This window comes from Parabacteroides caeci (assembly GCF_023656795.1).
Taxonomy (GTDB): Bacteria; Bacteroidota; Bacteroidia; order Bacteroidales; family Tannerellaceae; genus Parabacteroides; species Parabacteroides segnis.
In genome coordinates this window covers 99441-112938 of sequence record NZ_JAMOKT010000016.1, presented here as the reverse complement: position 1 = coordinate 112938, position 13498 = coordinate 99441, and the positions used below count along the sequence as shown (strand labels likewise).

At 43.0% G+C, this 13498-nt stretch carries 7 protein-coding genes; 4 read left to right on the top strand and 3 right to left on the bottom strand.

The genetic code is table 11. The annotated features are described in order from the left end of the window. Positions 1 to 124: 124 nt before the first annotated feature. Positions 125 to 1126 (bottom strand): FecR family protein, encoded by a 1002-nt coding sequence (locus tag NBH15_RS10575; protein WP_250822627.1) that lies wholly within the window; start codon positions 1124 to 1126, stop codon positions 125 to 127. A 137-nt stretch (positions 1127 to 1263) separates the two neighbouring features. On the opposite strand from NBH15_RS10575, the gene NBH15_RS10570 reads away from it, so the two are divergent. The 4 genes from NBH15_RS10570 to purL all read left to right on the top strand — a co-directional run bounded on the left by NBH15_RS10570 (position 1264) and on the right by purL (position 8534). Then, a complete protein-coding gene (locus NBH15_RS10570) occupies positions 1264 to 1863 on the top strand; it encodes an RNA polymerase sigma-70 factor (RefSeq protein ID WP_284706468.1) in 600 nt (199 codons plus the stop codon). A gap of 341 nt (positions 1864 to 2204) precedes the next feature. Further along, positions 2205 to 3305, top strand: a complete 1101-nt coding sequence (locus tag NBH15_RS10565; RefSeq protein ID WP_186960253.1) for a DUF4934 domain-containing protein — start codon at positions 2205 to 2207, stop codon at positions 3303 to 3305. An 83-nt stretch (positions 3306 to 3388) separates the two neighbouring features. Beyond that, entirely contained in the window at positions 3389 to 4600 is a 1212-nt protein-coding gene (locus tag NBH15_RS10560; protein ID WP_250822625.1) for a DUF4934 domain-containing protein, read from the top strand. A gap of 244 nt (positions 4601 to 4844) precedes the next feature. Continuing rightward, positions 4845 to 8534 (top strand): phosphoribosylformylglycinamidine synthase, encoded by a 3690-nt coding sequence (purL, locus tag NBH15_RS10555; protein WP_250822624.1) that lies wholly within the window; start codon positions 4845 to 4847, stop codon positions 8532 to 8534. 151 nt (positions 8535 to 8685) lie between these two features. Here the strand turns inward: purL and NBH15_RS10550 are convergent, their stop codons facing one another. Both NBH15_RS10550 and NBH15_RS10545 read right to left on the bottom strand, forming a co-directional pair. Then, a complete protein-coding gene (locus NBH15_RS10550; protein ID WP_250822623.1) occupies positions 8686 to 10404 on the bottom strand; it encodes a RagB/SusD family nutrient uptake outer membrane protein in 1719 nt (572 codons plus the stop codon). Between the two features lie 18 nt (positions 10405 to 10422). Next, positions 10423 to 13419 (bottom strand): SusC/RagA family TonB-linked outer membrane protein, encoded by a 2997-nt coding sequence (locus tag NBH15_RS10545; protein ID WP_128135022.1) that lies wholly within the window; start codon positions 13417 to 13419, stop codon positions 10423 to 10425. Between the last annotated feature and the right edge of the window lie 79 nt (positions 13420 to 13498).

Below are 13498 nucleotides of genomic sequence, written 5' to 3'. Positions count from 1 at the left end.
GAACATGAATCTTATTCCATTTTTTTACTGGTTCACTCTTTGTCTTCCTTTCTTTCAATGGTTTGACATATTACAAATCTATCTTTTTTATCTTATCGAAATTCTATCTGCCAAAACTAAGGTATTATTTAGATCTCACATAGATTACATCATCTTTGATCGAATAACGGATTGGTGCGATCATTTCCAGCAACTTGAATATTTCGTCGGGCGACTCTTTCCGAATCGTCAGCGACAGGCGCTGGTCGACGGGAGTTCCCGGTTGGCAGACGAGTTCCATGCCGTACCATAGCTTTATTTTGTGTAAGATGACGGACAGTTTTTCATTGTTGCATACCAGCTTTTCGTTGATCCATAAAATATATTCCGAGGCATCGACCTGTCTTATTTCATGAACACCGGTCTCTTTATCCAGGATGATCCGTTGGTTGGGTTTCAACAGGATGCTGTTCGGATTATTCGGTAGCTGTATTTCAACCTTTCCGGTGATCAGGGTGGTTTCGCTGTTCATTTTATCCGAGTAATCCTTTACGTCGAAGCTTGTGCCCAGTACATTGACTGTCATTTGATTGGTCTCGACGAAAAACGGTGCCTGTTCGTTCTTCTTTACTTCGAAATAACCTTCTCCTTCCAGTTTGACTTTTCTGTATTTGTCGGAAAATTTTTCCGGATAAGTCAGCTTACTGTTCGTGTTCAGCCAAGCGACGCTTCCGTCGGGCAGTGTAACGGAACCTTTGCTTCCCTTGCCCATGATGGCCTGGTTCATAATGACGGCTTCTTTCTCTATGTAAACGATATCCGGAGTGTTTCTACCTATATAATATCCTCCGATCGAACAAATCAGGAGAATGGCAATGGAGGCGGCAATACGTAAAAACGGGCGTATAGAACGTTTAGACGAACGGCTGTTTCGTTCGTTACGGCGGACGCTCTCTTCAAATATCCGGAAAGCGTTTTCTGTGTAATCCGGCGCATGAACCGGAGTCTTTCCGGATACCAGCCAGATATCCCGTAAGTCGATGAATGTCTTTTTATTCGCTTCGCTTTCCCGCAACCAGGCGAGAAGACGTTCTTTTTCATCCTTGCCGGCTGTTCTCTGTAAATATTTTAATATGATGTCGTTCATCCTTGTTTTGTATCCCTTTCGGTAATTATTCAGTTACTCTTCTATACATATCACAAAACAAAACCGATTAACCCTACCTCAATGAGAAAAAAAAGATTATTTTTACGCAAATATTTTGGGGAACCGGAGATACAGTAATGATAACCATCAGTGATAATAAGTTTAACGAAAGGGGTAGTAGATTGGGTGAGTTTATTTTATTTCAGAGGCTTTTTGAGGATTATTTTCGCTCTTTGGTCACGTACTCGTACCGGTATGTGAACGACTGGTCGGTGGGTGAAGATATTGTACAGGATGTGTTTATGGCTCTTTGGATCAACCGGGATAAAATTGATTTTGAGGAACCGATAAAACCCTACTTGTATCGGGCTACCTATAACAGATCGATAAACTACCTTAATTCCGTGTCGGTTCAGCGACGCGTAGATCATGCCGATATGCTGGATGAACTGATCGACCGGGAGATACTGTCGTATAACCAGCATGACAATCTGCTACTGAAAGAGATAGAAGAGGAGATAACCTCTTTTGTCGGTACGCTTCCCGAACAGCGTAGAAGAGTTTTTCTGTTGAGCCGCGAAGAAAATCTAAAGAACAAAGAAATCGCACTTCGTTTGAATATCAGTGAGAAAGCAGTAGAAAAGCATATAACCAAAGCCTTATCCGATATCCGTACCCACCTGACAGAAACCGGCCTGATATCCGGGCTGATTTGTTTCTTGCTGAACCAGAATTGATTTCTTACCAATGTCTTTCTGATTACTATACGTACTAATTAGAATTAGTATGCCGGGAAATCAATGGTTGATAACCTTCGGCCGTATGGTTCATAATTATCGGCCGATTGGTTCATAATTATCAACCAAACGGCTGACAATTATCGGCCGCTGATTTGAATAGGAGCCAATATAGTAAAATAAGCAATAAGTTGTTTAATGCAAAGGCAGTAAATTCATATGTGATTGGAATTATTTTTTTGATATTTGATAGAATGACAATTGTTATGTGAAATCTTTTCAGTAAATTGCCTTCGAAACTTTGAAACTACACGTTTCTGTCGCTTAAATCTTGATTAATTATGAAATACGTGAAACTCTTTTTGTTGACAGTTGTGGTACTTTGTTCATTTAGTAATGAAAAAATACCAAAGATTGATTTACCGGTCCACACTCCTAAACAGACTGCGCAAATGAGTAAATTGTTCCGTAAAGTAAGGTATGTTCCTCTGGAAACGACAGATGATTGTTTACTTTCTTATATCCATGTGCAGAAGATACAAGATTATATACTAGCCTGGGATTACGATAGCTGTTGTTTGTTTAGTGCTAAAGATGGAAAATTTATACGGAGAATAGGGCATAAAGGCGATGATCCGGAAGCTGTATATTCATTTTATGAGAATTTCTATAATCCGTATGATGGACTTCTTTATTTTCAGGGTGTTGAAGGAATTCGAGTTAAGTATGGGCTGGATGGTAAATATATAGGTAAAATGAAAGTCCCGTTGTCGACAGGTGTCTCTCCTCAATTTGTAGTACCATTGGACTTAACGACTTTTTGTGCTTTTTTTGCGAATAGAAGTGGACGGGAGAAGAAAAGAATAGTTTTATTTGATCATAACGGAAATGTAAAAAAAGAGTTTCCTAACCATCATTTTGTAGAAACAAAAATGTATATTATTGATTCGGGTGATGGACTTACGTATAGATATAAAGGTAATCTTTATTTTAAAGAAATGTTTATAGATACGGTTTATCAAGTTAGTAAAAATCAGTTGAAGGCAGAATATATTTTAAATATAACATCTCGTTCTGTGCCTTATAAAGAGCGTTATGACAGACATAAGGAAGCGATATCACCTTATTTTATATATGAAAATGATGTAAATATAGCTTTTCGTTATCATATGAATGGAGTAGGGCAACTATGTGTTTATAATAAACAAGCAGGAGAAAGTTCTTACTATTTATGTGAAAATGGTCCGATTGATGATATCAACGGGTTTATGCCTGTTTGGATATCTACGATTTGTGATGATGGAACTTGTATGGGGCTTTTGTATGCTCCTGATATTTGCGATTATATAGATAAAAATGGAATATCTTCCAATCCGAATCTCAATTTCCTGAAATTGATTTCACCGGATGACAATCCGGTGGTTGTGTTTATGGAGAACTAAAATTAGGTCTGGTGACATAGCTGATCGTTACGCTTTGCGTGAACCAAATCTATTTTAATCGATATATAAATTACAAAAGCCTTATGACGAATAGATGGATATACATATTAGTTATTGCGTTATTATCCTGCCATGAACAAGGGAATAAAAGAGGTATGGAAATGATAATAGAGGATCCGGCAGAACTGGCAACCGTAACTGATGTGGTGAAAGTTCGTGATACACAGCATAATAATGATGATATATCGATAAAGAATGAATTTAAGAGTATAGAATATGTTCGTATTGACAATAAAAAAATAATCGGAAAGATAATAGATATAGCTTTTACAAAGGATTATATGTTTTTAATGCTCTCTCATGATGGCGGAATAATGAAATATGACCGGAAAGGTAATTTTATTAAAGTAATCGCCAGGGTTGGTGAAGGTCCTGAGCAAGTTAATCCACATCATATATTTGTAGATGAAAATAGAGAGAAGGTCTATGTAATGCAGTTTAGAAGAAAACATAGTATAGCCGTTTTTTCTTTTGAAGGAAAGTTTTTAGGAAACTTGGAATATCCGTTCGATAAAATAGATTTTATGTTACCTTTAGGTGATGAGGTATTTTTTTCTTTTAGTGAATCTATAGTTCCTTTGACTGATTCATTGAATTATGTTTCTGGTATGTTTGATATTCTGGGAAAAAAGTATTATTCAAGAAAATCGTATGTAAAACAATGCGACCTTGAAAATTGCAGATTAAGACGTGTGTTCTTTTTTTCTCATAAAAACAGTGTGTTATACAAAATCGGGGGTATTAATATCCTTTATAGGGCAATGCGAGATACAATTGTTCCTGCTTATTATTTGGATTTAAAAAATCCTATCAGAGGAGAAATTTATCAATTGGCTTACTCTTCTAAAGAGTATACAAATTCTCTTGATGGGAATAATCTGAATTATATATTTATTAATAGAGAAGGCTTTTTTGAAACAGACTCTTGTTTATATTTGAGATATGCAAGTGATAGAGGCGGTACCGTTTTGCGGTATAATAAAAGTAGAAAACAAACAAATAGTTATGCACCAAAAATAACAAGAGTTTTAGGTGTTAAAAATGATATTGATAATGGAGTTCCTATTTGGCCATTATACCATTATGCGAAAGAGAATATATATGTTCAGACTTTATCAGGAGGAGAAATTCAAGATTTGAAAGATTTGAACTATTTTAATGAACAAGCTCCAGCTGTCTATCGTGATATGAACGAAGATAGTAATCCTCTCGTTATTATATATAAATGTAATTGATTAATAGAAAAGTAGTCAATTTTAAAATTATCTGGGACTGAGAAAAGTCGGTTATTTGCTGGTTATGGGATCCGGCGAAAGTTGGATAGGGCAGGTATTGTTCCGTTACAACGCTTTTTCCAGCCTCTGAAAAAGATTCTGAAAGAAGGACTTTAAATCTAAAATGTAATGAGTAATATTCTTATCTGCTACATATTTACTATCTTTGCAGTCTGTTATTGGAATATCTTAATAAATCGACGATATGATTCTATTCTTTCAATCTCCAACAAAGACGGTGCTGGCTGTTGAGGCGGCACATGCTTTCTCTCCTGAAGATGTTCAAAAGCTCGTTTGGTTGTTTAGTGAAGCCGCTCCACTCCAATCCGAAACATTGGATGGATGGTATGTTGGTCCGCGCCGGGAAATGATTACCCCGTGGAGTACCAATGCTGTGGAAATCACTCAGAACATGGGTTTGAGCGGTATCTCACGTATCGAAGAATACTTCCCAGTTTCTTCCGGTGAGGCTGATCATGACCCGATGTTGCAACGCATCTACAACGGCTTGAACCAGGATATCTTCACAATCAGTAAACAACCGGATCCGATTGTTTATATCGAGGATATTGCAGCTTACAACAAAAAAGAAGGATTGGCTTTGAGCGACGAAGAGGTTTCCTACCTCAATGAAGTAAGCCAGAAGCTGGAACGTAAGCTGACCGACAGTGAAGTGTACGGTTTTGCACAGGTAAACTCGGAACACTGCCGTCATAAAATCTTCGGCGGTACATTCGTTATCGACGGAGAAGAGAAAGAAAGTTCTCTTTTCAATCTGATTAAGAAAACTTCGGCAGAAAACCCGAACAAGCTGGTTTCTGCTTATAAAGATAATGTGGCTTTCAATGAAGGTCCGATGATCGAACAGTTTGCTCCGGCAAGCGGCGACAAACCTGACTTTTATGAGGTAAAAGAAATCAAATCGGTTATCTCGCTGAAAGCTGAAACACACAACTTCCCGACAACGGTTGAACCGTTCAACGGGGCAGCAACCGGATCAGGTGGTGAGATCCGTGACCGTCTGGGTGGTGGTAAGGCTTCTTTGCCTATAGCCGGTACAGCCGTTTACATGACTGCTTATCCGCGTACGGAAGGTGCCCGTGAATGGGAAAAGGTGCTTGATCCGCGTCCCTGGTTGTATCAGACGCCGGAACAGATTCTGATCAAGGCTTCAAACGGAGCTTCCGATTTCGGAAACAAGTTTGGTCAGCCGCTGATCTGCGGTTCGGTGCTGACTTTCGAGCATGAAGAAAATAATAAGAAATATGCTTACGATAAGGTAATCATGTTGGCCGGTGGTGTCGGTTACGCTAATATGCGTGATGCGCTAAAGGGTGATCCTCAACCGGGTGAAAAGGTGGTGTTGCTGGGTGGTGACAACTATCGTATCGGTATGGGCGGTGGTGCTGTATCCTCTGTAAACACAGGGCAGTATACCAGCGGTATCGAACTGAATGCCGTGCAGCGTGCTAATCCTGAAATGCAGAAACGTGTATCGAATGTGATCCGTGCTATTGCCGAATCGGATAATAACCCGGTTGTTTCTATCCATGACCATGGTGCAGGCGGTCACCTGAACTGTCTGTCGGAATTGGTGGAAGCTACAGGCGGACATATCGATATGAGCCAGTTGCCTGTCGGTGACCCGACGCTTTCTGCCAAAGAAATAGTTGGTAACGAAAGCCAGGAACGTATGGGCTTGTTGATGAAAGAAGAAGATGTAGCCCGCGTAAGACGTATCGCCGACCGTGAACGTTCTCCGATGTATGTGGTTGGTGAAACGACCAACGATATGAAATTTGTATTCGAGCAAGCTGACGGTGTAAAGCCTATCGATATCAAGCTGGAATATATGTTCGGTAAACCGCCCAGAACGATCATGAAGGATCATACGGTGGAAGAAACATATGCTCCGGTCGTTTACAAAGAATCGGAACTGCATCATTATCTGGAAAACGTACTTCAGCTGGAAGCTGTGGCATGTAAGGACTGGTTGACCAATAAGGTGGACCGTTCCGTAACAGGTAAAATCGCCCGTCAGCAGTGTCAGGGTGAATTACAGTTGCCGTTGAGCGACCTGGGTGCCGTAGCATTGGATTACCGTGGAAAAGCTGGTATCGCTACTTCTATCGGTCATGCTCCGCAGGTGGCAATGATTGATCCGGCTGCCGGTTCTGTTATGGCTATTGCCGAGTCGTTGACGAACATCGTCTTTGCTCCGTTGGCAGATAAGCTGACAGGTGTTTCTTTGAGTGCCAACTGGATGTGGCCGTGCCGCAACGAAGGGGAAGATGCTCGTCTGTATACCGCTGTTCAGGCCGCTTCCGATTTTGCTTGCGAACTGGGTATCAATATCCCGACAGGTAAGGACTCTTTGTCGATGACACAGAAATATGGTGACGATAAGGTGATTGCTCCGGGTACGGTAATTATTTCTGCCGGTGCTGAGGTAAGCGATATCCGCAAGATCGTATCTCCGGTATTGGCTCACGAAAAGAACTCTTACATATATTATATAGACTTCTCGTTTGATACGATGAAGCTGGGCGGTTCCGCTTTTGCACAGACTTTGAACAAGCTGGGTGATGAAGTGCCGACCGTGAAGGATAGCGAATATTTTGCTGATGCTTTCAATGCAGTTCAGGATGCCATCGAAAAGGGCCTGATCCTTGCCGGACACGATATTTCTGCCGGCGGTATGATCACTACCTTGCTTGAAATGTGTTTCGCAAACGTAGATGGCGGTCTGGAAGTCAATCTGGATAAGCTGTCTGAAACAGACATTGTGAAGATCCTGTTCGCTGAAAATCCGGGTATCCTGGTACAGGTGAAAGACAAGAAGGCGTTCGAAAAGCTGATGGAAGAAGCCGGTGTTGGTTGCGCAGTCATTGCCAAGCCGACCGACGAACGTCATATCCTGGTGGAAAAAGAAGGTGTTCAGTATCATTTCGGTATCGATTATATGCGTGATGTATGGTACGAGTCTTCTTATAAACTGGATATTAAGCAGAGCGGTAGCGTATGTGCCGGAAACCGTTTCGAAAACTATAAGATGCAGCCGTTGGAATTCAAATACAACAAGAACTTTACTGGTAAGCTCGCCGATTATGGCCTGACTCCTGATCGTAAAGGAAAGAGCGGAATCCGTGCTGCCGTTATCCGTGAAAAGGGTTGCCAGTGTGAACGTGAGACTTCTTACGCGTTGTATCTGGCCGGTTTCGACGTGAAAGACGTTCACATGACTGACCTGGCTTCGGGACGCGAAACACTGGAAGATGTGAATATGATCGTTTTCTGCGGTGGTTTCTCCAACTCCGACGTTTTAGGTTCAGCCAAGGGATGGGCCGGTGGTTTCTTGTATAACGAAAAGGCTAAGAAAGCATTGGATAACTTCTATGCACGTCCTGATACGTTGAGTCTGGGTATCTGTAACGGTTGCCAGCTGATGGCTGAACTGGGTGTGGTTTATCCGGAACACGAAAAGAAACATAAGATGTTGCATAACGACTCTCACAAACTGGAGTCTAACTTTATCTCTGTGGAAATACCGAAGAATCATTCAGTCATGTTCGGTCCGATGAGCGGTCAGAAGCTGGGTATCTGGATCACGCATGGAGAAGGAAAATTCTGGTTCCCGTACGAAGAGAAGGAATATCATATCGCACTTAAATATAACTACGAAGGTTATCCTGCCAACCCGAACGGTTCGCCCTGGTCGGTTGCCGGTGTTTGCTCGCATGACGGACGCCATATGGCTATGATGCCTCACCTGGAACGTGCTTTGTTCCCTTGGCAGTGCGGTTATTATCCTGCTGACCGTAAAGGTGATGAAGTAACTCCGTGGATTGAAGGTTTCGTAAATGCACGCAAGTGGATTGAAGAAAACAAGAAATAAGAAAGAGAGATATATCTTTATAAAAGTAAAGGTTGCAATGTTCTGAGCATTGCAACCTTTTTTCTATGAATAAGCAGCCTGGAAATATTATTATTAAGTGCGAAATTGTTAGTTAATGCAGCCACTTATTCATAGTAGTTTCATCGGGTGATTACCAACCTTTAGTTGTTTGCTTTAACAACGGATTGGCATCCAGCTGACGTTTGGGGATCGGGAAGATCGTGTATTCTTTATCCGACGGATCGACATCTTTATCCCACCAGGCATTACCGAAACGTCCCCAACGGATCAGGTCCGAACGGCGGCGGCGTTCGCCGATAAACTCGCGTCCCCATTCGTCGACAAACTCCTGGTCGGTCAGCAAGGCCGGATTTTGTACATAGCTGTATTTACCCCATTCGTCTGCCGGATAGTTTCTGACACGGGTAAAATCGAGCAGTTCGGCAGCCTTAGCTTTGTTGCCGCTTCTGTAATTGATCTCTGCCAGCATATAATAGATTTCTGTTAGACGGATCTCCGGTGCGGATTGGCACATATATAGTCCGTCGCCTTCCTGCAAATAAGGGAACTTATTGAAACGTACGCCTGAATTTTCTTCTCCTGTCGTTACGCGCGAACCTTTTTCTTTAGCCGTGCTGAGACCTTCGGAGAAACGGCCGACCTGATCTACGTAGATCAACGGTTCACCTTTGTATTCTTCCGTTCCTTTTACTGTTTCGTTCGTGTAGCCATATCCTTTTGTATAGTCGAACTTATACTGGGTTCCGATCATAAAGAAACCTTCGTAATCGCCGTTGGCACTGGTGATCTGGAACGGTTGTTTACGGTAATCGCAGTCTGCATACTTTTCATACGGGGTTCCCAGTTGGCTGGCGAAACTATACACGTTGCCATCGAAATCCCGTGAAGGTGTCATGTGAATACCATTGTTGCCACCGTCGGGATTACCCAAAGCCTGGCCGGAAGTGTAATGCAGGAAAGAATCATGGAAACCGCCGAACTGGTACACATTGCGTTTGTGGGGGAATTCGAACAACAATTCAGGTGACCTGTATCCTTTGATGCCGGAGCGGAACGGATCGCGGTAATCGTTCTGGTTGATATGATATTCCCCGTATTTACCGGCAATGATATCTTCACAGAATGTTTTACAGTCTGCCGAACGGTCGACATTGAGCCACACCTGCGAATTGAAATAGATACGGGCCAGTAATGCCGCAGCTGGAGCCTGGGTGAAACGACCGACGATATTCTCTTTTTTCAGTTGAGGCAATACATCTTTCAGTTCGCTCTCGATATAGCTGAATACTTCTTCGGGTGTAGCCTGAGCGAGCAGTTCGTCCGGTGCATCCTTTTCTGTGAAGATAGGCACATTCCGGTAGAAGTCGATCAGGAAGATATAGAACCAGGCACGCAAAGTACGTAATTCGCCGATGTAGTTGTTTTTCTCTTCATCCGTGATCCCCATGGCCTGGAAGTCCAGAACGTTGAAGTCGCGAAGGAGTGAATTGATCTGTTGGATACCTTGGTACGGACCGACCCAACCTCCATTGATCTGGTTCATATCATAATTCCATTTATGCTCGTGCAGGCGAACCCATTGTCCGTCGTCGTAGCCGTGGCGTCCTTTCTGTGTCCAGACGAAATGGTCGCCGGTAAGCTCTTGCAACTGCCAGCGGTCGCCGTCCCAACCACACCATTGGGCGTGTTCGTAGGGACGGAGTACGGTTGCTTCGACAGACGCTTTGTCTGTGAAGTAGTTGTCGCTTGTCAATATATTGAATGGCTCTTCCGTCAGATCCGTACAGGAAGTGAAAGCCATGGTTGTAGCCATCAGGCTGACTGCACAAAGTGATTTTATATTTTTCATGCTGTATATACTTTTAGTTTAGTAACTGATTTGAACTCCGAATGATACGTTGCGGGCTGTCGGATATAAGTCCATACTACCTCTACCGGCCCATAAGCCAGTGACGTCGACACTTGACGGGTCCATGCCGCCTGAATACTTCGTGATGGTGAACACGTTCTTCATGGTTGCATAAATACGCAGGTTGGAGATCCATTTCGTATTCAGTTTAGGTGTCCATCCCAGCGTGATGTTATCCAGTTTCAGGTAATTACCGTTTTCGAGGAAGTAGTCGCACATGATCTTTTCTCCTTTGATATGGGCATTTTCCTTATAGGCGGATGTCAGCTTGTTAATACCTGTTACTCCTTGCAAACCATAATACATCTGGTATTGATTCAGAATCTGGTAGTCGAAACGTCCGCGGAAATAAAGGGACAGGTCGAATCCTTTATAAGTAAATGTGTTTCCCCAGGCCATTTCCCATTTGGGCGTACCGTTACCGATATAGGTTCTGTCCGCTTCGCTGGCGTCACGTCCCCGTACGGTTTCGCCTCCTTTGATACCATCTTTGAAAACCATAATATTTCCATCTTCGTCGACACCGGCGTAGCGGTATCCGTAGAATGAACCGATTTCAACACCATCCTGCAAACGCTGGCACGGGCCGGGGTTTCCGGGTGAAGGCAGACCGTCGCCTTCCATATAACCCAACTCATATTTCTCGTTAGAGAATGATTTCAGCTTCGATTTGGTATAGGCAAGCGTGGCATTGGTTGAATAGGTGAACTTGTCGTTTTGTACGGCATCCCAGTTTACCTGCAATTCAAAACCTTTGGAATTGGTTGTACCTACATTAGTCATGATCTTTTCGTGCAAATAGGGAGGAACCGGAACCTGATATTCACCGATTACATCTTTCCCTTCGCGGATGAAAAGGTCTAAACTTCCGGATAGGCGCGAATTGAACAAGGTATAATCGATACCCAGGTTGTAGGATATTTGTTTTTCCCAGGACAGGTCTTTGTTAGGATTGTTTCCCGGGCCGTATACCTGAACCCATTTACCTTCACTGTTCGGCATCCATCCGTAACCGGTATATTTCGCCAGAGAAATATATTTATCGAAGCCCGAGCGTCCGGTCTGTCCGTAAGAGAAACGGAGTTTCAGGTCATTCACGGTCTGAGAATCTTCGAAGAAGGAAAGACGGGAAACACGCCATGCGGCAGAAGCTGCAGGGAAAGCACCCCATTTATGATCCGTACCGAATTTGGTATTTCCTTCGTAACGGATAGAACCCGTGAACAGGAAAGTATTATCGAAATCATAGTTGACACGTCCCAGGAAGGCGATCGTCTTTTCTTTGTTTTTATCGGATTCCATGCCCAGACGTCCGTCGGCCTTGTTGTAGTCTCCGGCTCCCAGGTTGTTGTACAGGAAAGCGTCTGTCGGGAAGTTCATGTTTTCGGCATTGAACTTTTCCCAGTTGAATTCCTGATAGGAGTAACCGCCCATTACTTTCAGGTGGTGCCGATCTATATCCAGCGAATAATTGCCTAACCATTCTAACGTATAGTCCACCCATTTCTCATTTTCCAGGCGGGCACGTCCGTTACGGCTGTTGTTGATCGACTCGCGATGGTCTTTGAAATAATACTCGCGTTGCTTCTTGTCATGTCCCTGGCGGCCGAGTTTTAATTCGGTATTCAGGTTCTTCAGGATGTTGAGTTTGATGTTGAAGTCGGTAGTCAGGTATTCCTGTGTAGCTCCGTTTTCACGTCTTGTCAGGTTGAAGATCGGGTTGTAACTATCGAAGTTATTCCGAAATGCATCCATTTCATCCTTCGAATAGGTCGGGTTCAGTTCGACTGCTTGTTTGAAACTTCCGTAATCGGTGTAATCTTCATCGGCGTAACGATAGGATATGTTTCCTGTCACTTCCAATAAACCTTCTAAAGTGATTTGTTTGAAGCTGGCACGTAAACCATATTCTTTACGGTCTGTTGCAATGTCGAGCCCCTCTTTCGAACGGTAGTTTGCCGAGATACGGAAGATGCTGGATTCGCTACCACCGGAGAGGGCCAGGTTGTGGTTCTGTCCGAAGTTGTTTTTGTTGAGCAACTCGTTGTACCAATTCGTACGGGAACCGTAATCCTTTCCGATATTGTTGGCCACAAACTCTTCCGGGCTTAGTATTTCCGGTCGTGCAGCAACGAAATCATGTTCGGCATAACCATCGTATGTAATGGATACTTTACCGGCTTTTCCCTGCTTCGTCTGAACCAGGATAACTCCGTTCGCTCCGCGGGAACCGTAGATGGCAGCAGCGGAACCATCCTTCAATACAGTAATAGATTCGATGTCTTGCTGGGCAAGATTCCGCAGGTCACCGCCTGGCATCCCGTCGATAACGATCAACGGGCCGTTTCCGGCTTTCAAAGAAGAGGCTCCGCGTACCTGGATACTCGGACTGGCATTCGGATCGGCGGCTGCCGTATTGGATACGGATACACCGGCTACTTTACCGTCGATCATTTGTAACGGACTATTGGAAGCTCCTTGCAGGAAGTCTTTACTTTTTACACTTGTCACGGCAGTTGTCAGGTCTTTTTTCACCGTACTACCATAACCGACAACAACTACTTCCTGCAGATTTTCGGTATCTTCTTCCAGTGTGACTTCTATTTTTAACTGGTTGCCTACCGGTATCTCCTGTGATTTGTAACCGATATAAGATATTTGTAGCGTTGCATTTGCAGGTACATTGTTCAGCGTGAAATTTCCGTCGAGGTCCGTAATGCTCCCATTGGTTGTTCCTTTTACTATTACATTGGCTCCGATAACAGCCATCCCTTTTGTATCGGTAATGGTGCCTGTTATTGTTTTGCTTTGCTGGGTAATACTTGTTACCGGTGAATTTTCTGTTGTCGATCGTTTTATATCAGATGCATTTATAGGAAAGGCATAGAATAGAAAACAGAATGCCGACATTTTTGCTATCTCGTTGAAAGAGATGTGATTAAATGTTTTCTTCATAATTGTGAATTAATACTAGTTAGAATTAATAATTTTAATAGGTAAGTGATACGTATCTTATACGTATTGTCTGAACTGT

Coding starts and splice junctions, on each gene's coding strand:
- NBH15_RS10575 (WP_250822627.1), bottom strand. CDS start 1,126: ATGAACGACATCATATTAAAATATTTACAGAGAACAGCCGGCAAGGAT.
- NBH15_RS10570 (WP_284706468.1), top strand. CDS start 1,264: ATGATAACCATCAGTGATAATAAGTTTAACGAAAGGGGTAGTAGATTG.
- NBH15_RS10565 (WP_186960253.1), top strand. CDS start 2,205: ATGAAATACGTGAAACTCTTTTTGTTGACAGTTGTGGTACTTTGTTCA.
- NBH15_RS10560 (WP_250822625.1), top strand. CDS start 3,389: ATGACGAATAGATGGATATACATATTAGTTATTGCGTTATTATCCTGC.
- purL (WP_250822624.1), top strand. CDS start 4,845: ATGATTCTATTCTTTCAATCTCCAACAAAGACGGTGCTGGCTGTTGAG.
- NBH15_RS10550 (WP_250822623.1), bottom strand. CDS start 10,404: ATGAAAAATATAAAATCACTTTGTGCAGTCAGCCTGATGGCTACAACC.
- NBH15_RS10545 (WP_128135022.1), bottom strand. CDS start 13,419: ATGAAGAAAACATTTAATCACATCTCTTTCAACGAGATAGCAAAAATG.